We start from the raw sequence: 19,789 nt of genomic DNA, 5'->3' as shown, positions 1-19,789 counted from the left end.
TGCAGCCCGGCCGCCCCTTCTTCTTGTACCATCCCAACGGCGTAATCCGACTGGCATCGAAGGCGTTGGCCGCGCCACTTATCGCTGTCCCGAGGGTTGTCCGCGCCTGTCGACATCCGCACGCAGGCGTCAGGCCCCGGGGCCTGGCCTGTATCCGTGCCTCGCATAAAATCGATCAAGCTCCCGTTGTTGCGGCACCTCGCCGGTATAGATGGCGATATAATCCGCAATTCTCTTCATCCGCACTGCCACATCTTCCTCGGCCTGCATGGAAATGTAGCCGATCTGCACGAGATAAGTGGTGCGGGCGCGCACATCCGCAGTATTTTCGGGATGGCCGAAACGGACGAACATGCGCGAAAGCGCCTCCATTCTCACAGCATCCGCCTTGCGAACCTCGGCAAGAATATCATCGGACTGCAGCGCCCAGCTGCGCACCGCGAATTCGAATTTGCTGTCAAAAAGCGAGGGATCCAGCCAGCAATCGAAGACGTTCAGCATCGCCTCGGCCAAGGTTTCCGCGTAGGCCTCCGATTGCCTGAGGATGCTTCCCGTGTTCTTGTCGCGCCAGCGGGACAAAAGCGCCGCCAGCAACTCCTCCCGATCCTTGAAGAACCAGTAAAAGCTGGTGCGCGAGAGATTGAGCTTCTTCGCCAACGGCAAAATCTTGACGGAATCCACCCCCGATTCCAGCAGGGACTCGTAGGCGGCCTCAAGCCAACCCTCCTGCGATCCACGCCAACCGGTTTCGTTCAATGTCGCGTCCATGACAGTTGAGTACCAAATCAGTCCCTGCGCGACAAGGCGAGGCGTACACTCTTGTCTAACTTATAGACACTGGTGTTTTGTTAATTGACACATATGTACATTTCCTCTTAGCCTCGCACCATAACCCCCCTTGGAGCAGGCCCATGTCGAACGATCCCCTTCTTCAACCCTATCAGCTGAAGCACCTGACGCTGCGCAACCGTATCATCGTGACGTCGCATGAGCCCGCTTATCCGGAAGACGGCATGCCGAAAGGGCGTTATCGCGCCTATACCGTCGAGCGTGCGAAAGGCGGCGTGGCGTTGACGATGACCGCAGGCTCAGCCGCCGTTTCGAAAGACAGCCCTCCCGTCTTCAACAATTTGCTCGCGTACAAGGATGAAATCGTTCCGTGGATCAGGGAAATGACCGACGCCGTCCACGAGGCGGGGTCGGCAATCATGATCCAGCTCACTCATCTTGGCCGGCGCACCCGGTGGGACAAGGGTGACTGGCTGCCGGTGCTCGCACCTTCACACCAGCGGGAAGCCGCTCATCGCGCCTTTCCGAAGAAAATCGAGGATTGGGATATTGAGCGTGTCATCAAGGATTTCGCCGACGCCGCCGAGCGTATGAAGGCTGGCGGCATGGACGGGGTGGAGCTGGAGGCCTATGGTCATCTCATCGATCAGTTCGTCTCCCCGCTGACCAACGAGCTGGATGGCCCCTATGGTGGCTCGCTCGAAAACCGCATGCGTTTCTGCCTCGACGTTTTCCGGGCGATACGCAGGCGCGTGGGCGAGGACTTCATCCTCGGTGTTCGTTACACCGCCGATGAATGTCTGGAGGGTGGCACCGGAAAGGCAGAAGGCCTCGAAATCTCCAGACTGCTGAAAGAAAGCGGTCTGATCGATTATCTCAACGTCATCAGGGGGCATATCGACACCGATGCCGGCCTGACCGACGTTATCCCGATTCAGGGCATGGCAAGTGCGCCACACCTCGATTTTGCCGGGGAAATCCGTGCAGCGACACGTTTCCCGACCTTCCATGCCGCCAAAATTCAGGACGTTGCCACAGCCCGGCATGCCATCGCCACCGGCAAGGTGGACATGGTCGGCATGACCCGCGCGCACATGACCGATCCGCATATCGTGCGCAAGATCGTGGAAAAGCGGGAGGACGATATCCGCCCCTGCGTCGGCGCTAATTACTGTCTCGACCGCATCTATCAGGGCGGCCTTGCCTTCTGCATTCACAATCCGGCAACCGGCCGCGAGGAAACCATGCCGCACGCCATCACCAAGGCTGCGAAAAGCGTGAAGGTGGTTATCGTCGGCGCCGGGCCGGGAGGCCTCGAAGCCGCAAGGGTCTGTGCCGAACGCGGCCATACGGTCGTGGTCTTCGAGGCAGCGAGCCATCCGGGCGGGCAGATTCGCCTCACCGCGCAGAGCGAACGCCGCCGGGAAATGACCGGCATCATCGACTGGCGCATGAGCCAGTGCGAAAAGCTCGGTGTCGTCTTCCACTTCAACAGCTGGGCGGAAGCGGACACGGTTCTCTCGCAAAAACCCGATGTGGTGATCATCGCCTCAGGCGGGCTGCCGCATACCGAGGTGCTGTCTAAGGGCAACGAACTGGTCGTCTCCGCGTGGGATATTATTTCCGGAGACGTCAGGCCGGGTGCCAATGTTCTCGTCTATGACGACGCGGGAGACCATGCCGGCCTTCAGGCGGCCGAGCTCATCGCCAAGGCTGGCGGCAAGGTGGAAATCATGACACCGGATCGCTCCTTCGCCCCTGAAGTTATGGCCATGAATCTCGTTCCCTATATGCGCTCGCTGCAAAAGCTCGACGCCACATTTACCGTCACTTACCGGCTGGAAGCAGCCGAAAGAAGCGGCAACCAGATCGTCGCCCACGTCGGCAGCGACTATGGCGGCATTTCCAGACAGCGCACCGTCGACCAGATCGTCGTCAATCACGGTACAGTCCCGCTGGAAGAACTGTATTTCGAACTCAAGCCCGGCTCGACAAATCTCGGGGAGGTTTCCTATGACGCCCTGCTCGCCGGAGAGGCTCAGACCGTCGCGCGCAATCCGACAGGCACATATCGGTTGTTCCGCATCGGCGATGCCGTCGCGGCGCGCAACACCCATGCGGCGATCTACGACGCCCTGCGCCTCGCAAAGGACATTTGAGGCGCGGGTCGCGTTGCGGCCCGGCCCCAGGGCGCATCGAGGGGATCATTCGATGCCGACGATGTTCACTTTTCAGGCAGGATGGCGGCTGTCGCCCGGATCATCGTACAGGCACAAGCTCGAATGGGCCAAAGTAAGATCCACTATATGGACCTCTATACGCGAGTCTAAAACTGCGTAATTGCGGCCTTTTACTATTGATTTTATCATTCTTCCTGTGTATCCCGAACGTATGGTTTTGTAACGGTCCATATCGTGGAGGCGATATACCGATACGCTCAGACTTTTGGAGGGGTCTGGCCGGTCTTGCGATGACAGATATATCCTGATGCCGGCCATGATCGTGGCTGGGGCCCGGACATTCTGCCTTGCTGACCACCATCCATTGCGAAGGTTGTTCTGCGGGAGAGGAGGCCCCAATGACCATGACCGCAAACGCGAATGACGACGTCTTTGTGCTCGACGGCGAGCTACTGCACACGGAGCCGGTAACAGGCTCCTGGTTCATGCGGCCGGTCGAGGCCATGGCAGCCATTCTTTTGGCGCTGATGATCGGCCTGCTTCTGCTCGGCGTGACATCACGTTATGCCTTGCATCTGCCGATTGTCTGGATCGATGAAACGGCGTCGTTGTGCTTCCTGTGGTTTGCCATGCTGGGTGCGGCCATTGCCATCGACCGTAGCGAGCACCTGCGCCTGACGCTGTTCCTCAACATGTTTCCGCAGCGTTTTCTGGGTTACATCAATTCTTTGGCGCTGGTGCTGGTGGCGACATTTCTTGCGGCTATCATCAAGCCCGCAATCGAATACGCCATCGAGGAATGGGTCGTCACATCGGCGGCGCTGAACATTCCCATGACTTTCCGCGCCGCAGCCCTGCCATTCGGCGCCTCCCTGATGTTGCTCCTGGTCATGAACAACCTCCTCCGGAGGGAAAGGCTGCGGGACATCGTCGCCGCTATCGTCACGGTTGCGGTGGCGGCCGGCCTGCTGTTTCTGGCGTCGCCCACACTGGAATCCTTTGGCAATTTTAACCTGGCGATCTTCCTCGGCCTGTTCGTGGCGGTGTTTTTGGCGCTCGGCGTGCCCATTGCCTTCTGTTTCGGCCTTGGAACATTGTCCTATCTAACTTTCACCACCTGGGTTCCGATGATCGTTATGGTCGGGCGCATGGATGAAGGAATGTCGGGCATCATTCTGCTGTCGGTGCCGGTATTCGTGCTGCTGGGCTGCGTCCTTGACGCAACCGGCATGGGCAAGGCGATCGTCGAACTGCTGTCCTCAATGTTCGGCCACATCCGCGCGGGCATGTCCTATGTTCTGCTCGGTTCGCTGTTTCTGGTCTCGGGCATTTCCGGCTCCAAGGTTTCAGATATGGCAACGGTCGCACCTGCGCTGTTTCCGGAAATGAAGCGACGCGGCCACAAGCCCAAGGAAATGATCGCACTGCTGGCCACCGGCGCCGCCATGGCCGATACCGTTCCGCCGTCCATCGTTCTCATCGTCCTCGGTTCGGCAGCGGGCGTATCGATTGCCGGCCTGTTTACCTCCGGCTTCATGATCGCCATGGTGCTGCTTCTGGTGCTGGCGGTATTGGCCCGGTGGAAAGCACGCAACGAAAACATGGATGGCGCCAGACGCACCCCTTGGCCGCTGGTCGGCAAGGCGGCACTGGTTGCCGCCCCCGCTCTGGTTCTGCCTTTCCTCATCCGCAGCCTTGTGGGCGGCGGTGTGGCAACGGCGACCGAAGTATCCACCATTGCAGTGCTCTATGCCATGATTATCGGCGCGGTGCTTTATGGCGGGATCAGCCTGAAAAAACTCTACTCCATGCTGGTGGAGACAGCGGCGCTCTCGGGCGCGATCCTGCTGATCCTCGGCTGCGCCTCCGCCATGGCCTGGGGTTTGACGCAAAGCGGTTTCGCCTTCGAATTGACCGCCATGATAACCGACCTGCCGGGCGGCTGGATGACCTACATGATCGTGTCGATCCTGATCTTCATGATCCTCGGCTGCGTGCTGGAAGGACTGCCTGCAATCGTTCTGCTCGCGCCGATCATGTTCCCCATTGCCCGCACGCTCGGCATCAACGACATCCATTATTCGATGGTCGTGGTGGTCGCCATGAATATCGGCCTGATGGCGCCGCCCATCGGCATCGGCTTCTACATTGCCTGCAAGATCGGCAATGTCTCGCCCGATGAAGCCATGGGTGCCATCTGGCCCTATCTCGCAGCCATGGTCATCGGCCTGCTGCTGATTGCCGGAATTCCGGGTCTATCCACAATTCTGCTCTGACACCGTGGCGGGTCCGCCCGCCATGCCGACGAACGACACATGCTTTTATTTGGGAGGAGAAAGCAATGATCATCAACAGACGTACCATGCTCGCGGGCGCCGGTTCTGCCGTTCTTGCCACCGCGTTCGTATCGCGCGCACGCGCCGCGGAATTCAGCTACAAATATGCCAATAACCTGCCGGCTGCGCACCCCATGAACGTGCGCGCCAAGGAAGCGGCCGATCGTATCGAGAAAGAAACCGACGGGCGGGTCAATATCAAGATATTCCCCAGCAGCCAGTTGGGGGCCGATACCGACATGCTGAGCCAGGTGCGTTCCGGCGGCGTTGAATTCTTCACGCTCTCGCCGCTGATCCTGTCCACGCTGGTACCAAACGCGTCCATCAGCGGCATCGGCTTTGCCTTCCCGGATTATGATTCCGTATGGGCGGCCATGGACGGCGATCTCGGCAAATATGTACGCGGTGAAATTGCCAAACAGAATCTCGTCGCCATGGATACGATCTGGGACAACGGTTTCCGCCAGATCACCAGCGCGTCGAAACCCATCACCACGCCTGCCGATCTCGAAAGTTTCAAGATCCGCGTGCCGGTGAGCCCTCTCTGGACCTCGATGTTCAAGGCCTTCAAGTCGGCTCCCGCTTCCATCAACTTCGCGGAAGTCTACACCGCGTTGCAGACCGGCGTCGTCGACGGCCAGGAAAACCCTCTGGCCATCATTTCCACCGCGAAGCTCTTCGAAGTGCAGAAGTTCTGCTCGGTTACCAATCACATGTGGGATGGTTTCTGGTTCCTCGCCAACAAGCGCGCGTGGGAGCGGCTGCCGGACGACCTGCGCACCATCGTTGCCAAGAACCTCAATCAGGCCGGCAAGGATGAACGCGCCGACGTGGCGAAGCTCAACGCCTCGGTGAAGGAAGACTTGATCAGCAAGGGCATGGCCTTCAACGATACTGACGCATCGCTCTTCCGTGCAGCCCTCAAGGAAGCCGGATTCTATTCGGAGTGGAAAAGCAAATATGGCGACGAAGCCTGGGCCATTCTCGAAAAGGCCGTTGGCGCCAGCCTGACCTGACCGGTCAGCAAATAATCGGTCCCGCCGCAAGCGGGGCCGATCCGATCACTTCTGGCTGTTTTAATGGAGACTGTTTTGACAGGTCGCCTGACGGGAAAACGCGCGCTTGTATTTGGCGCAGGATCATCGGGGCCGGGCTTTGGCAATGGCAAGGCTGCGGCCGTGCAATTTGCCCGTGAGGGCGCGCGCGTGGCCTGTGTCGACCTCTCCGCCGGCGCGGCTGAAGAAACCGCGCAGATCATCCGCGAAGAAGGTTTTGAGGCAATCGCCGTTGCCGCCGATGTCACGAAGCTGGAATCCGTATCAGCGGCAGTTGCACGAACCTGCGATGCCTTTGATGGCATCGACATTCTGCACAATAATGTCGGCGTGACGCATATGGGCGGGCCGGTGGAGCTGGATGAGGAGCGCTTTCGCGCCTCCGTCGATCTCAACATCGGCTCTGTCTATCGCACCGCCAAGGCTGTTCTGCCGGTGATGCTGAGGCAGGGCGGCGGCGCCATCGTCAATATTTCCTCACTCGCCTCGATCCGCTGGACCGGCTATCCTTATTTCGCCTATTACGCCATGAAGGCCGCGGTCAACCAGGCCACCGTGGCGCTGGCGATGCAATACGCACGGCAAGGTATTCGCGCCAATTGCGTTCTGCCGGGCATGATCGATACGCCGCTGATCTACAAGCAGATCAGCAGCCAGTACGCCTCCGTCGAGGAAATGGTGGCGGCGCGTAATGCCGCGGTGCCCGTGGGGCGCATGGGTGATGCCTTCGATATCGCCCGCGCCGCCGTTTTTCTGGCATCCGATGAAGCAAAATTTATCACGGGCATCTGCCTGCCGGTCGACGGCGGCCAAAGTTGCGCAGTGGGGGCGTTTACCTGATATGGCCACGGTGGTTGCGGCGGAAAACGATCTGACAGGGGCACGTGCCGTGGACCGGGCGCTGGCGCTGCTGTCCATGGTGGGGCGGCACGCCGAACGCGGTGTGTCGCTTTCCGGCATCGTCGCCGAAAGCGGGTTGAACAAGCCAACGGCCCGCCGCCTGCTGCTGGCGTTGATCCGGGCAGGCCTCGTGGAACAGGACGAAGAGACACGCCGATATTATCTCGGCGAGGAAGCCTACGTGCTGGGCAGCCTGTCGTCACGCCGTTTCGGATTGTTACAGATGGCACAGGACGGACTGACGCGTATTTCCCGCCGTACCGAGGATTCGAGCTTCCTTTCGGTACGCCGCGATACGTTTTCTCTCTGCCTCTATCGCGAGGAAGGCACCTGGCCCGTGCGTACCCATGCGCTCCAGGCCGGTTTCGAGCACCCGCTGGGTATCGGCGCCGGATCTCTCGCCATGCTGGCCGCCCTGCCCGATGCCGAAGTGGATAGCGTCATTGCCGCCAATAGCGGCCTCATCGCCGCGAATTATCCCGGCATCACGCTCGACGGGCTACGCCGTGATGTCGAATTGACCCGGGCGAACGGCTACTCGCTCAATCCAGGCCTCATCCTTTCCAATTCATGGGGTATCGGTGTCGCAATCCGCACGCCGGATGGAGCGGTGGCGGGAGCGTTGAGCATCGCCGCCGTCGATAGCCGCATGCGGCCGGAGCGTCAGCCAGAACTGGCGGCGCTGCTGCGCGAAGAGGTGACACGTATCGAAACACGCATCGCAGAAATGATGGCCAGCCGCGCACGCACGCGCGGCGACGGCGAACCGAAGCGACAGGCAAGGAGAACGAGCAAATGAGCAAAGCGCAGATCGTCGGCTGGGCGCATTCGCCTTTCGGCAAATCGACCCTTGAAAATACCGAACAGCTGATGGCGTCAGTAGTCGCGCCGGCCATAGACCATGCGGGCATCGACGTTGGCGATATCGACGGCATTTTTGTCGGTGTGATGAACAATGGTTTCTCGAAACAGGATTTTCAGGGCGCCCTGGTGGCAATGGGTGATGAAAGACTGGCCTATACGCCCGCCGTGCGCTTCGAAAATGCCTGCGCGACGGGATCGGCCGCCCTGTACAGCGCGATGGATTTCATCGAGGCGGGGCGGGGCCGCATTGCGCTCGTCGTGGGCGCCGAAAAAATGACGGCGCTTCCCACCGCCGAGGTAGGCGACATTCTGCTCTCTGCTTGCTACCGCGCAGAAGAGGCCAATATCCCCGGCGGTTTTGCCGGCCAGTTCGGTCGCATCGCCCAGGCCTATTTCCAGCGTTATGGCGATCGCTCGGAGGAGCTTGCGATGATCGCCGCCAAGAACCACGCCAACGGCGCGGTCAATCCCTATGCCCATATGCGCAAGGATTTCGGCTTCGAATTCTGCAACACCGTGTCCGATAAGAACCCGTATGTCGCAGGCCCGCTACGCCGTACCGACTGCTCGCTGATTTCCGACGGCGCGGCGGCCATCGTTTTGGCCGACGAAGAAACCGCAGCCAGCCTCCACCGGGCGATCGGCTTTCGGGGCAGAAAACAGATCAATGACATTCTGGCGCTGAGCCGCCGCGACCCGCTGGCCTTCGAGGGCGCCCGCCGCGCATGGGCGGGCTCGCTGGAACTTGCGGGCGCTACGCTCGACGACCTTTCCTTCGTTGAAACGCACGACTGCTTCACCATAGCTGAACTTATCGAATATGAGGCCATGGGGCTCGCAAAACCAGGCGAAGGGCACCGGGTCGTGCACGAAGGCACCGCGCTGAAGACCGGCCGTTTGCCAATCAACCCTTCAGGGGGACTGAAATCGAAAGGCCACCCGGTCGGAGCGACCGGCGTTTCCATGCATGTAATGGCAGCGATGCAGTTGATGGACGAGGCTGGAGACATGCAGATCCCCGGCGCCTCGCTTGCCGGCGTTTTCAACATGGGCGGCACCGCGGTTGCCAACTATGTTTCGATCATGGAGCGCGTGAAATGAGGACACCTGGCCCCGTGCAGCATCCTCCGGGCGGTGTCACACCATCAACCACGCGGGTGATGAACCTTTCGCATTTTCTGACGCAGGCCGCGCGCCGCAACCCGCATCATATCGGCTTCGTCTGGGGTGAAAAGACCTGGAGCTGGGCGCAAATGGAAGCCCGCGTCGACGCCATGGCGCATGCGCTGGTCAGTGAATTCGGTGTCGTCAAGGGTGACCGTATTCTGGTGCAGTCTTCCAACAACAACCAGATGTTCGAATCGATGTTCGCCTGCTTCCGGGTGGGCGCGGTGTGGGTGCCGACCAATTACCGCCAATCGCCAGATGAAGTCGGCTACCTGGCAAAGGCCAGCGGCGCACGCGGCATGATCTGCGCCAGCGCTTTTCCCGAACATGCGAAAGCAAGCCGTGAAGCCGCAGCGATCGATTTCACCATCGCCATCGGTCAGGCGGAATTCGGTGAGGATTATGATGCGATTGTCGCCCGTCATCTGGGTCAGAAGGTCAAGGGCGAGGCGGTGGATCGCGACGATCCCTGCTGGTTCTTCTTCACGTCGGGCACCACCGGGCGCCCCAAGGCGGCGGTGCTGACCCACGGGCAGATGGCCTTTGTCATCACCAACCATCTCTGCGATCTGATGCCCGGCACGGGAACAGGCGACGCATCCATCGTTGTCGCTCCGCTTTCGCACGGCGCGGGCATTCACCAGCTGGTGCAGGTGGCGCACGGGGCAAAGACCGTGCTGCCGGCAGCGGAAAAACTCGATGTCCCAGCCGTTTGGGCGTTGATCGAGAAATGGCGTGTCACCAATGCCTTCACCGTGCCGACCATTCTGAAAATGCTGGTCGAAGACCCGTCCGTGGATCGTTTCGATCATTCCTCGCTGCGCTATGTCATCTATGCCGGCGCGCCGATGTATCGCGCTGACCAGAAACGGGCATTGGCAAAGCTCGGTCCGGTGCTGGTGCAGTATTTCGGCCTCGGCGAAGTGACCGGTAATATCACCGTGCTTCCCCCTTCTTTTCATAGCGCAGAAGACGGTCCGGAAGCGCGGGTCGGCACCTGCGGGTTCGACCGGACAGGCATGGAGGTGCAGATCCAGAACGACGCAGGCGAAGAGGTGGAGGCGGGAGAAACCGGCGAGATCTGCGTGATCGGTCCCGCCGTCTTCGCCGGTTATTACAACAACCCCGACGCCAATGCCAAAGCCTTCCGCAACGGCTGGTTCCGCACCGGCGATCTCGGCCACCGCGATGAAAACGGCTTCGTTTACATCACCGGGCGCGCCTCCGACATGTATATTTCCGGCGGCTCGAACATCTATCCGCGCGAGATCGAAGAAAAAATTCTCATGCATCCCGATATCAGCGAGACGGCGGTTCTGGGTGTGCCAGATGCGGTGTGGGGCGAAGTGGGCGTGGCGGTCTGCGTGGCGAGAGAAGGCGCTGACATCGCCGGCATCGACCTCAAGACCTATCTGGAAGGCAAGATGGCCCGTTACAAGCTGCCGAAAACAGTCGTGTTCTGGGATGCCATGCCGAAATCCGCCTATGGCAAGATCACAAAGAAAATGATCCGCGAAGAGCTGGAAAGGCGCGGCCAGATGCCGGTTTTCGAGGAAAAGCGGACAGGCTGACGCGCGCGGCATTCAACCGGGAGGAGAGGGTATGACACAACGGACGGCAGGGACAAAAGGGGCTGTCGCGATCACCGGCGGAGCATCCGGCATCGGTTTTTCCACCGCGCAGCTGCTGATGGCGCGCGGATGGCAACCCTGGCTGCTGGATCTCAAGCGCGAAGCGCTGGACGCGGCCTGCGAGAAGCTCGGTATCGACGCCTCGCGTGGCATCGTCTGCAACGTGGCGGATGAAGCGTCGATAGAGGAGGCGTTCGCCGCGTTGACGGTAAATGGCGTTGAACAGGCGGTTGAGCTGGTGGCCGTCGTCAACAGCGCCGGCATCGGCATCGACAAGCTTTCCGTCGAGACCAGCGTCGAAGAATTTCGCCGCATCGTCGACGTCAATCTCGTCGGCAGCTTCGCGGTGGCTCGCGCGGCGGCGCGTTACTGGCTGGACCGTGAGATTCCCGGCTCCATCGTCAACATCAGCTCGGTTTCCGGCATGTGTGGCAACCGGGGCCGCAGCGCCTATGGTGCCTCGAAAGGCGGCGTCAATCTCCTGACGATGGTGATGGCGAACGAGCTCGGACAATCCGGCATCCGCGTCAATGCAATTGCACCCGGCCCGGTCGATACACCGCTGACCCAGGCGGTCCATACCGAGAATGTTCGCAACCAGTGGCATAGCCGTGTTCCCATGCACCGCTATGGCAGAACCGATGAAATCGCCTCTGCCGTGGCGTTTCTGGTGTCGGATGATGCGAGCTACGTCAATGGTCAGGTTCTTGCCGTGGATGGCGGCTTCATCACCGCGGGGCTGGCGGTATGACGCCGATGGCACAGGCAGCGCTTCCGCGCAGCATCGTCCACCCCGGGCCGGAGACACCCGAGCGCTTTCGCGCCATCGGCTGCCGTGCCCATCCCGTCACGTTAACCGTCCGGGCCGGCATGTGCGTCAACGATGCGATTGCCGCTGCCTTTGCGGAACGGGGTTTCGAAGGTGGCTACATCAGGCTGAAAAACGTGCCGATGAAGCGGCTGGAATACGTTATGCCCGCGGCCGCTCCTGATGCCTCCCATGCGGCCTGGTACAGCGAAACCTTTTCCATGCCTGAGGGCACGATCATCGATGCCGGCCTTCATATGGGACGGCGCGATGGCCAGCCGTTTCTGCACTGCCATGGTTCGTGGAAAAATGCTCAGGGCGTCGTCTCCATGGGACATCTGCTTCCCTTCGAAGCCGAATTTGCCCAAGAAATACAATTTGAGGCGCTGGCGCTTGACGGAGCGATCCTCGACGCTCGGCAGGATGAGGAAACGAATTTTCCGCTTTTCACACCCATCCCCCGGCCGCGTAGGCATCAGGATGCGGGACTGAGGGCGCTTTTATGCACTGTCCGGCCTAACACCGACGTCTGCCTCGCCCTCGAAGCGGCCTGCACGGAATTCGGCCTGCCGGAAGCCGATGTCAATGGCATTGGAAGCCTTATTGGCGCGGACTACGATGACGGAACGACCATTACCGCCTACGCCAGCGAAATCCTTATCCGCGCAGGTCATATCAGCTCCGACAGTGAACGCACGGCGCTGGATATTGCGATGGTCGATCTCACCCGCCACATCAGCGGCGGGCGGTTGGTGCGCGGCAAAAACCCCGTTTGCGTCACCTTCGAACTTCTTCTGACGGAGAAACGTGAGGCCGCAGCTTGAGCGGCGCAGGGACGTTTGGCGACACGGCGCCCCTGCTCGTCCCATTTTGTTCACGCCGCTTGCGATTTTTCCGTCGGCAGCCATTCCTCCAGCGTCACCTCGAAAGTCATGCAGACAGGGTTGGCGCCTGCGATGAAGGGGCCGCCGTAAACCGCACCCTCCGTATCGGCCACAACGCCGGTCAGCGCAGCGCGCAACGAGCCATCAGGCTGGGCGCGTACTTCGCCGGCTATCGAAACGATTTCAACGGCGGGGCCGCTTATCTGCAGAAAATCGCCGCTGCGGGTGCCGAGGCACGCATCCACCAGGCTGCCCAGCGCACCGCGCACGAAGGCATTGCGGAAGCCCTCGGCCAGGCACAGTTTCTCGACGCCGAGCACAAGATCTTCATTGGGGGCTATGCGGGCATAGGCCACGCGTCCCATGGAACCGGATTCGACAATATCATGCATGTTCATCGGCGCGCTCCATGCGATTTTTCGGTTGAAGAAGGGGAATATTCGTTTCTGGATCGAAAGACTGTTGCAACAGAAAACTGTCGAGCGAGGTCACAAGCGCGGAAATGCCACCCTCGCCGACAATGCAGGATTCTGTCAGCAAATGACCGCCCCTGACCAAACCCGCCGCCGTTCGCATGGCGGCATGGCAATGCACGATCGGCTCGCCCTTCATGCTGCGCCCGAGCGTGGCGTTGCCGAAGATGAGCCACGCCGCACCGGCGTCGATGGGCTTCGTATAAGCGATGACGGCGTTGCCGGATGGATCAGGCGGAGCAACGCAATAGGACAATCCATCGAAGTTCCCTCCGAGTATGGTCAGGGAGGCGCTTTCAATGCCTTCCCCCGCAAGCGGCTGAACGATGCCGTCGTAAAGGCTGCGCCCCGGCTTGATGAACAGCCGGACATGGCGCGCCGAGGGCGAGCGCAGGCTGTTGATGCGCACAGGCGCGGAAATACCGGGATGGATCAACGTCCTGGGTCTTGGAAAATGCTGCTGCGATATCGGTGCCATGCCCGCTCCTCCCTGCTGCCTGTACCATGCAGTACGGTACTAAAAAACCAGCCGAAGGTGCTTTCGAATGGCGCAGCCAAAGCATCGAAACCAAAACACTTCTTTCGCACGCCGACGGATCGGCGGCAGATTTTTTTGCTGCATGTTTGGGAGAGACCGGCATGACGAAGCCGCTCGACAGGATCGACCGCAAAATACTCCGCGCCCTGCTGGAAAACGGCAGGCTGAGCAATACGGAACTATCCGAGAAGGTGGGACTTTCACCCAGCCCCTGCTGGCAGCGAGTCAAGCGGCTGGAAGAGGAAGGTGTTATCCGCGGCTATACGGCAATTCTCGATCAGGCGCAGCTAGGCTTGACCGAGACGGTAATCATCGAGGTCATGCTGGAGCGCCACGATGATGAGGTTCTGGAACGTTTCGGCGAAGCCATGGCGGCTCTTCCAGAGGTGCTGGAAGCTTATCTGACCACCGGCGAATATGATTATCTCATCAAGGTCGCGGTGGCGGGAACCGCAGGTTACGAGCAATTTCTGCGCCGCAAGCTCTACAAGATCGAGGGCGTGCGCCATTCGCGCTCCTGCTTTGCACTCAAATGTCTCAAGCACACCTTGTCGGTCGTGCCAGATACCGAGCCTCCGTCTCGTCCGACCTGAAAACACTTGTAGGTCGGATAAGCGCCCGTTGCGCCACCCGTGATGCAACGGGCACCTTTTAAGCTCCTGCCCGCGGCCCCGCACCATGGGTAAGCGTCCCTTTCGGTAACAGCTTCATGACGAAACTCGCCACGGACGGATTTCTCGTGCAATGCGGATGCAGGGCTGGGATGAAGAAGCTTGCGACGGTGGGCCTTCCGCAGCTCTCCGTCCCCCACCCCAACATCCCGCTCTATGTTAGTGGCCGCCCTTGGTGGACGGCGCCGGCGTGTTGAGCAACTGCTGCTCCCAGAGATAGGCGATGCCGCTGCCGCCGAAGTGCTGGATGAGAATTTCGGTCAGCTCCTCAACATGCTCGGTGCGGGCCCAATCGCGTTGCCATTCACCCGCAAGCGCCATTACCGTCATCACATTTGCGCCCGCCGCGATCATACGCTGGATGGCAACTTCATGAGATTCCTTCGAAATCCCGCCGGATGCGTCGGTAATCACGGTCACGTCCCAGCCTTCGCCGGCGGCCTGGATCACGGGCATTGCAACGCAGACTTCGGTCCACAGTCCGGCAATGATCAGCTGCTTGCGGCCGGTCGCCTTGACAACGTTCACTACATTCTCGTCCTGCCAGGTGTTCACCCAGGTGCGATCGATGACTTGCTGATCAGGAAACACGTCGGTGATCTGCTTGAAGAGAAGTCCGCCGCGTGCCGCAATTACGCTGGTGAGGACAGTCGGAACATCGAAGGCTTTGGCCAGCTTCGCCAGCGCCGTCGTGAGATTGACCACAGCCTGCGGATCGTGGCTGTTCAGGTTTGCGAGCTGATAGGGCTGATGATCAATCAGAACGAGGACGGAATCTTCGGGGCGGAGAAGTGAATCAAGGCCGTTACGAAAGGTCATGGGTTCATCCTGTGTTGGCGGTTTATCGAGGCGCTTGCGCAAGGGACCTGCATCCCTTCGGGCGTTGCCGCGGGAGGAAACTTGTCATTCCTGTTTATGATGCGGTAGTCCTTGTCAGCGTTGAGCTGTGTTGCAGAATGGGGAACGCAGAGTGGATATCGAAAACATCAGGACATTTGTCGAAGTTGCAGATGCGGGAGGTGTCTCTTCGGCCGCAGTGCGGCTCGGCATATCCAAGTCCATGGTCAGCAGGCGGCTGGCGCGGCTTGAGGCTGAACTTGGCGTTCAGCTTCTGGCCAGGTCCACACGCGGCGCTTCCCTGACGGAGGCGGGCGCCACCTTCCGGGACTATGCCGCTAGGATTTCAGCCGACATCGATATGGCGCGGGAGACGATTCTTCCGGCTGGTGAGCTTCGCGGGCGTCTGCGGATTGCAGCGCCGCTCTCTTTCGGCCCAACGCATTTCGCGCTCGTGATTGCGCAAATGGCGCGCCGCTATCCCCAGCTTCAGATCCAGACCTGCTACACTGATCGTTTCGTGGATCTGATCGCCGAAGGATATGATTGCGCGATCCGGGTCGGGAACCTTCCGGATTCAAGCCTCGTCGCCAGACGCGTCGGTCCGCTCTATGGAATTTTTGTTGCCAGCCCGGATTACATCAAGGTCCACGGCTCGCCGCAAACACCCGAAGAACTTGTGGCTCATCAGGCTCTCATGCAAGGCACGGAAACCTGGCAGGTGATGGACGGAGACAGGGTGATAACCGTTCGTCCGCAGGGACAGTTCAAGGCCGATAACGGAGTTGCTCTTGCTGTCGCCGCGGCGGCCGGATTGGGAGTCGCCGTGCTGCCTTACGACCTCGTCAAAAATTATCTGGCTGCGGGCGAACTGGTGGAAGTGATGAAAGGTCATCCTCCACCCCCGGCCGGGATATATGTCGTCCGGCCGCCGGGTCAGCATCCCGCAAGAAAAGTCCGGGTGCTGACCGAAATGCTGATCGAGTGCTTCGGCAGTGGGAAGGGCTCAAGCGCCTGACCGCATGAATGGGTGGCAGCAACCTCAAGGTGTCATCACGACGCGGCCAAGCGGCTTGGCTCTCTCCGCATATTCATGTGCCATCGAGGCGTCGCTCAACGGAAACACGCGGTCGATCACGACCTCCATGCGTCCCTCGGCCACGGCCTTGAGAAGCTGGATGACAGTTCCGTATACCGCCGGCCTCTCGAAGAGCGGCCCCATGAAGACACCGTGCAGCGTTTGATTGTTCTGCATCGGCGGCCAGAGATCGGCATGGAGGCTGCCGCCACCTGCATTCCCGACGAACACGAGGCGACCCTCGGGCGCGAGAGCGGATAAGGACGCTTGCAAAGTCGAACCGACAGGATCGATGACGAGGTCAGCCCCCATGCCACCGGTCAGCCGGAGAACCTCCTCAACGACATCCTTTTCCAGCCGATCGATGACATGTGATGCGCCGAGGCCGCGCAGGCGTGCCTGTCTTTCACTACCGCCCGCCGCAGCAATGACGGTCGCGCCCGCGTCACGCGCCAATTGGACGGCAGCCAGACCCACGCCGCCGGCGGCAGCCTGTATCAGAACTGTCTCTGCCTTTTGCAAGCCGCCTTTGGTGATCAGACAATGCTGAGCCGTGCCGAACGAAATCGGCAGGGCCGCGGCCTGTGCCATTCCGACGCCTTCCGGCAAAAGCCACGTGCGCGAGGCCGGGACGGACCAGAGTTCCGCATGGGACCCCTGCATATCGAATGCAGCCACCCTTTCGCCGACCGCCCGGTCGCGGACATTTTTACCAACGGAAATCACGGTCCCTGCAGCGGCATAGCCGACAATCCACGGGGATTGCTGTGGTGTCGACCGGCGATTGATCAGATCGCCGCCTTCAATGGAAATCGCCTCGACGGCAATAAGCACATCATCCGGCCCGCAAACCGGATCGGGCACATCAGCATATCTCAAAACTGTCGGAGGACCGGGGTTGTCGTAAACTGCGGCTTTCATGTATTTTTCCTTGGCTGGCAGGGAGCATGATGCGACGCTATTTTTTCGCTTCGCGGTTCGAACGAATGGATGTGCAGACTGCGCCGATTTTTCAACAGAGATCGGTTACCGATCGGTGCCCCGTCCGATTTTCATCGAGCGAAGCACCGGCTGCAGTGCGCTTTCACGCAAGCGCGCCGCCGTCGACGGTAAGGATCGTCCCTGTGATCTGCCGGGCGGCAGGCGTTGCGAGAAAAGCGACGGCGGCCGCGACATCTTCCGGCTGATTGAAGCGGCCAAGCGCGCTCAGGCTGCGCTGGTAGTCCGCTGATTCTCCCGTCTCGGGATTCGAATCGGTGTTCGTCGATCCCGGCTGAACGAGATTGACCGTTATGTCCCGAGCACCCAATTCTCGCGCAAGTCCGCGATTGAATGCCTGAAGCGCACTCTTGGTCATATAATAGACCGTACCGGGGACGCCGACGATGCGATCCGCGCCCGCTGAGCCGATATTTATGATCCGGCCACCTTCCTTGAGGTGTGGAATGGCTGCCTTCGACGCCAGAACAGGCCCGCGGACGTTAACCGCCAGCAACGCGTCGAGATCCTCGACTGCGAAATCGGCAATATTATTGTATCGTCCTATCGCGGCATTGTTGACGAGAATGTCGAGGCCGCCCAGAGCCCGGACCGTCTCGTCCACGGCGTGTTGTATTGCGGCCGGATCGGCGCTGTCAGCCTGGATCGCGACGGCCGTGCCCCCCGCGGCCTGAATTGCCCGAACGAGTTGCGCGGCGCTCTCGGCTGACCGCTCATAGGTTATTGCTACATTCGCTCCCTTCCCAGAAAGAGCGCGCGCAATTGCTGCACCTATGCCACGCGAACCACCCGTTACCAGAGCGTTCTTTCCAGCCAGTTCCTGCATAATCCGGACCCTTTCAATCTCATGTCGCCCCGATGCGCGGTCTCGAGGTATGTTCCACCTGATTACCGGGGATCGTGGCAGCTCAATTCGTTAAGCCTGAAGATAGGCGGGCACGGCGAAAGCTACATGCCCGATCTTCCCAGAGACTTGCCTGATCCTTCCAAATCACTACATGCCTGAGATGATGGCCGGCTCTGTGAAACCAATCACCCAACTGCTGAAGGACGTTGCTCCCTTTGTTGAGCGTCAGGGGGGAACCGTTGCCATTCCGACCCCTGTCCCGCGCCTGACGCTATGGACAAGTACACGCACCACGCCACCCACACCGGCGGTGTTCGAGCCGATGTTCTACGCCGTTCTACGGGGCACGAAGGTTTTGACCATGGGCGCCAATCGTTTCGAACTGCTGGCGGGCGACTGCGCGACATCGTCCTTCGGCCTGCCCTATATCCACCAGCTGACTGACGCGACGCCAGAGCTTCCCTACATCGGCATGAGCCTTCATCTCGATATCGGAATGCTCACGCGTGTCGTGCTCGACATGCCCAAGCATGAGGATCGCTGGACATGTGCGGTCGCATCAGACAATCTGAACGGACCTGTCGGCGATGCATTTGTTCGCCTTGTCGGACTTCTGGCCACGCCCGATGACGTCGGCGCGCTCGCGCCACACTACGAGTTCGAGCTCTATTATCGTTTGCTGCAAAGCTCGATGGGCGATACGCTTCGGCAGGTCGGACGGCGAAACGACCGGTTCCAGCAACTCAAGACGGCGGCCGACTGGCTTGCCACCAATCACAACGAACCGATTGTCATTCCCGAGCTGGCGGCCTCGTCCGGCATGAGCGTCACCTCTTTTCACCGGCACTTCAAGGCTGTCACGGGATTTAGCCCCCTGGCCTTCCAGCGTCATATACGCCTGCTGGAAGCCCGAAAGCTTCTCGCCTCTGGAAGCACCAATGTCTCCCGCGTGGCGTATGACGTGGGCTACGCAAGCCCTTCGCAATTCAGTCGGGAGTATAAGAGCATGTTTGGCACGGCGCCCGTCGCCGACCTGCAGCGCTGAACTCTTCCGGGAACGGCAGGCCAAAGCCTTCCGCAAGCAATAATCGTAAAACGGAACACTGAAGACCTATTCCGGTTATTCCCTCGGCGTGTTGATGATCAACGCTGCCATCCTGAATGAAGATTTTCGGCGTTATCGCCAGACAAGAAGCTTCTCGGCGGAGTTCACAAGCACGTGCTGCGGTTCAAACCGGCTCCACACACGGCAAAACCTTTAAGGAGACAATGTATGGTCATTCATAAATTCGCCATTGCTGATGCAGCATTTGAACGCTCGCCAGGACAAGACGGTGACATTTTCACCGCCAACCTCCTCGATCAGCGCCATGGCGGGCCAGTCACTATCGGATTCGGGCGTTATGGACCAAACCAGATTCTCGAAGAAACAATGGCCGTACACGACACGATGGTCATCCTGGAAGGAAGTATTACCGTTTCCGATAGCCACAAGACGGTGATGGCAGGTCCGGGAGAGATCATCGCCATGCAGAAAGGCGACAGGGTTACGATCCGCTCTCACGAAGAAGGAGCGTTGACTGCTTATGTGACCTATCCTCATTGGCAGCAGCCGTAGACGTGATCGGCACAGGCAAGCACGGCTTCGGGCCACGGTCGCATCCGGGACTTTGTGAAGCCGGGTTGTTTTCGGAGTGCTCGACTGTGTTTGGGTGCATCCACTTGCCGCGCG

General features: G+C 60.0%; 19 protein-coding genes. 13 read left to right on the top strand and 6 right to left on the bottom strand.

Going from position 1 to position 19,789, the window contains the following annotated elements:
- Positions 1-129 precede the first annotated feature (129 nt).
- The gene (locus tag BLU28_RS18570; RefSeq protein ID WP_006698730.1) at positions 130-768 is read right to left on the bottom strand and encodes a TetR/AcrR family transcriptional regulator; all 639 of its coding nucleotides are present in this window, start codon (positions 766-768) and stop codon (positions 130-132) included.
- A gap of 143 nt (positions 769-911) precedes the next feature.
- Here BLU28_RS18570 and BLU28_RS18565 point away from each other — a divergent pair, with 143 nt between their 5' ends.
- The 9 genes from BLU28_RS18565 (at position 912) to BLU28_RS18525 (ending at position 12,554) form a co-directional block, all read left to right on the top strand.
- Entirely contained in the window at positions 912-2,948 is a 2,037-nt protein-coding gene (locus BLU28_RS18565; RefSeq protein WP_077987227.1) for an NADH:flavin oxidoreductase, read from the top strand.
- A gap of 419 nt (positions 2,949-3,367) precedes the next feature.
- Complete coding sequence (locus tag BLU28_RS18560) at positions 3,368-5,245, top strand: TRAP transporter large permease (protein ID WP_077987226.1); 1,878 nt, start codon at positions 3,368-3,370, stop codon at positions 5,243-5,245.
- 65 nt (positions 5,246-5,310) lie between these two features.
- The gene (locus BLU28_RS18555) at positions 5,311-6,321 is read left to right on the top strand and encodes a TRAP transporter substrate-binding protein (RefSeq protein WP_004443559.1); all 1,011 of its coding nucleotides are present in this window, start codon (positions 5,311-5,313) and stop codon (positions 6,319-6,321) included.
- 75 nt (positions 6,322-6,396) lie between these two features.
- The gene (locus tag BLU28_RS18550) at positions 6,397-7,200 is read left to right on the top strand and encodes an SDR family NAD(P)-dependent oxidoreductase (protein WP_022556875.1); all 804 of its coding nucleotides are present in this window, start codon (positions 6,397-6,399) and stop codon (positions 7,198-7,200) included.
- Between the two features lies 1 nt (position 7,201).
- A complete protein-coding gene (locus BLU28_RS18545; RefSeq protein ID WP_004443561.1) occupies positions 7,202-8,059 on the top strand; it encodes an IclR family transcriptional regulator in 858 nt (285 codons plus the stop codon).
- On the top strand, positions 8,056-9,225 hold the full coding sequence (locus BLU28_RS18540; RefSeq protein ID WP_077987225.1) for an acetyl-CoA acetyltransferase: 1,170 nt from the start codon (positions 8,056-8,058) through the stop codon (positions 9,223-9,225). Before BLU28_RS18545 ends, BLU28_RS18540 begins: the two co-directional genes overlap by 4 nt.
- Complete coding sequence (locus tag BLU28_RS18535; RefSeq protein ID WP_077987224.1) at positions 9,222-10,862, top strand: acyl-CoA synthetase; 1,641 nt, start codon at positions 9,222-9,224, stop codon at positions 10,860-10,862. The genes BLU28_RS18540 and BLU28_RS18535 overlap by 4 nt, the downstream gene beginning before the upstream one ends.
- Positions 10,863-10,893: 31 nt before the next feature.
- The gene (locus tag BLU28_RS18530) at positions 10,894-11,673 is read left to right on the top strand and encodes an SDR family NAD(P)-dependent oxidoreductase (protein ID WP_037091939.1); all 780 of its coding nucleotides are present in this window, start codon (positions 10,894-10,896) and stop codon (positions 11,671-11,673) included.
- Entirely contained in the window at positions 11,670-12,554 is an 885-nt protein-coding gene (locus BLU28_RS18525; RefSeq protein ID WP_077987223.1) for a PPC domain-containing DNA-binding protein, read from the top strand. The genes BLU28_RS18530 and BLU28_RS18525 overlap by 4 nt, the downstream gene beginning before the upstream one ends.
- Before the next feature lie 50 nt (positions 12,555-12,604).
- Here the strand turns inward: BLU28_RS18525 and BLU28_RS18520 are convergent, their stop codons facing one another.
- Together BLU28_RS18520 and BLU28_RS18515 are read right to left on the bottom strand one after the other, a co-directional pair.
- Positions 12,605-13,012, bottom strand: a complete 408-nt coding sequence (locus BLU28_RS18520; protein ID WP_004443574.1) for a PPC domain-containing DNA-binding protein — start codon at positions 13,010-13,012, stop codon at positions 12,605-12,607.
- Positions 12,999-13,565: a PPC domain-containing DNA-binding protein gene (locus tag BLU28_RS18515; protein ID WP_077987222.1), complete on the bottom strand. Its 567-nt coding sequence runs from the start codon at positions 13,563-13,565 to the stop codon at positions 12,999-13,001. Before BLU28_RS18515 ends, BLU28_RS18520 begins: the two co-directional genes overlap by 14 nt.
- A 161-nt stretch (positions 13,566-13,726) precedes the next feature.
- On the opposite strand from BLU28_RS18515, the gene BLU28_RS18510 reads away from it, so the two are divergent.
- A complete protein-coding gene (locus BLU28_RS18510) occupies positions 13,727-14,218 on the top strand; it encodes an Lrp/AsnC family transcriptional regulator (protein WP_042936218.1) in 492 nt (163 codons plus the stop codon).
- A 237-nt stretch (positions 14,219-14,455) separates the two neighbouring features.
- Here BLU28_RS18510 and BLU28_RS18505 read toward each other — a convergent pair whose 3' ends face one another.
- Complete coding sequence (locus BLU28_RS18505) at positions 14,456-15,115, bottom strand: hydrolase (protein ID WP_004443583.1); 660 nt, start codon at positions 15,113-15,115, stop codon at positions 14,456-14,458.
- Between the two features lie 151 nt (positions 15,116-15,266).
- On the opposite strand from BLU28_RS18505, the gene BLU28_RS18500 reads away from it, so the two are divergent.
- On the top strand, positions 15,267-16,151 hold the full coding sequence (locus BLU28_RS18500) for a LysR family transcriptional regulator (RefSeq protein WP_077987221.1): 885 nt from the start codon (positions 15,267-15,269) through the stop codon (positions 16,149-16,151).
- 24 nt (positions 16,152-16,175) lie between these two features.
- On the opposite strand, the gene BLU28_RS18495 is transcribed toward BLU28_RS18500, so the two are convergent.
- Entirely contained in the window at positions 16,176-17,132 is a 957-nt protein-coding gene (locus BLU28_RS18495; protein ID WP_077987220.1) for a quinone oxidoreductase family protein, read from the bottom strand.
- Positions 17,133-17,295: 163 nt separating this feature from the next.
- The gene (locus tag BLU28_RS18490; RefSeq protein WP_077987219.1) at positions 17,296-18,036 is read right to left on the bottom strand and encodes an SDR family NAD(P)-dependent oxidoreductase; all 741 of its coding nucleotides are present in this window, start codon (positions 18,034-18,036) and stop codon (positions 17,296-17,298) included.
- A 196-nt stretch (positions 18,037-18,232) separates the two neighbouring features.
- On the opposite strand from BLU28_RS18490, the gene BLU28_RS18485 reads away from it, so the two are divergent.
- Together BLU28_RS18485 and BLU28_RS18480 are read left to right on the top strand one after the other, a co-directional pair.
- Entirely contained in the window at positions 18,233-19,102 is an 870-nt protein-coding gene (locus tag BLU28_RS18485; RefSeq protein ID WP_234794421.1) for an AraC family transcriptional regulator, read from the top strand.
- Between the two features lie 228 nt (positions 19,103-19,330).
- Entirely contained in the window at positions 19,331-19,675 is a 345-nt protein-coding gene (locus tag BLU28_RS18480; RefSeq protein ID WP_004443592.1) for an ethanolamine utilization protein, read from the top strand.
- The last annotated feature ends 114 nt before the right edge of the window (positions 19,676-19,789 follow it).

The organism is Agrobacterium pusense (assembly GCF_900102105.1).
In the GTDB taxonomy this organism is placed as follows: Bacteria; Pseudomonadota; Alphaproteobacteria; order Rhizobiales; family Rhizobiaceae; genus Agrobacterium; species Agrobacterium pusense.
Note: the sequence above shows the minus strand (reverse complement) of the source record. Positions and strands in the feature narration are given on the sequence as shown.

Excerpts from the sequence above, each read along its gene's own strand:
- BLU28_RS18490 (WP_077987219.1), bottom strand. The coding sequence starts at position 18,036 with ATGCAGGAACTGGCTGGAAAGAACGCTCTGGTAACGGGTGGTTCGCGT.
- BLU28_RS18495 (WP_077987220.1), bottom strand. The coding sequence starts at position 17,132 with ATGAAAGCCGCAGTTTACGACAACCCCGGTCCTCCGACAGTTTTGAGA.
- BLU28_RS18545 (WP_004443561.1), top strand. The coding sequence starts at position 7,202 with ATGGCCACGGTGGTTGCGGCGGAAAACGATCTGACAGGGGCACGTGCC.
- BLU28_RS18555 (WP_004443559.1), top strand. The coding sequence starts at position 5,311 with ATGATCATCAACAGACGTACCATGCTCGCGGGCGCCGGTTCTGCCGTT.
- BLU28_RS18570 (WP_006698730.1), bottom strand. The coding sequence starts at position 768 with ATGGACGCGACATTGAACGAAACCGGTTGGCGTGGATCGCAGGAGGGT.
- BLU28_RS18505 (WP_004443583.1), bottom strand. The coding sequence starts at position 15,115 with ATGACCTTTCGTAACGGCCTTGATTCACTTCTCCGCCCCGAAGATTCC.
- BLU28_RS18515 (WP_077987222.1), bottom strand. The coding sequence starts at position 13,565 with ATGGCACCGATATCGCAGCAGCATTTTCCAAGACCCAGGACGTTGATC.
- BLU28_RS18530 (WP_037091939.1), top strand. The coding sequence starts at position 10,894 with ATGACACAACGGACGGCAGGGACAAAAGGGGCTGTCGCGATCACCGGC.
- BLU28_RS18520 (WP_004443574.1), bottom strand. The coding sequence starts at position 13,012 with ATGAACATGCATGATATTGTCGAATCCGGTTCCATGGGACGCGTGGCC.
- BLU28_RS18565 (WP_077987227.1), top strand. The coding sequence starts at position 912 with ATGTCGAACGATCCCCTTCTTCAACCCTATCAGCTGAAGCACCTGACG.
- BLU28_RS18510 (WP_042936218.1), top strand. The coding sequence starts at position 13,727 with ATGACGAAGCCGCTCGACAGGATCGACCGCAAAATACTCCGCGCCCTG.
- BLU28_RS18560 (WP_077987226.1), top strand. The coding sequence starts at position 3,368 with ATGACCATGACCGCAAACGCGAATGACGACGTCTTTGTGCTCGACGGC.
- BLU28_RS18525 (WP_077987223.1), top strand. The coding sequence starts at position 11,670 with ATGACGCCGATGGCACAGGCAGCGCTTCCGCGCAGCATCGTCCACCCC.
- BLU28_RS18535 (WP_077987224.1), top strand. The coding sequence starts at position 9,222 with ATGAGGACACCTGGCCCCGTGCAGCATCCTCCGGGCGGTGTCACACCA.
- BLU28_RS18480 (WP_004443592.1), top strand. The coding sequence starts at position 19,331 with ATGGTCATTCATAAATTCGCCATTGCTGATGCAGCATTTGAACGCTCG.
- BLU28_RS18540 (WP_077987225.1), top strand. The coding sequence starts at position 8,056 with ATGAGCAAAGCGCAGATCGTCGGCTGGGCGCATTCGCCTTTCGGCAAA.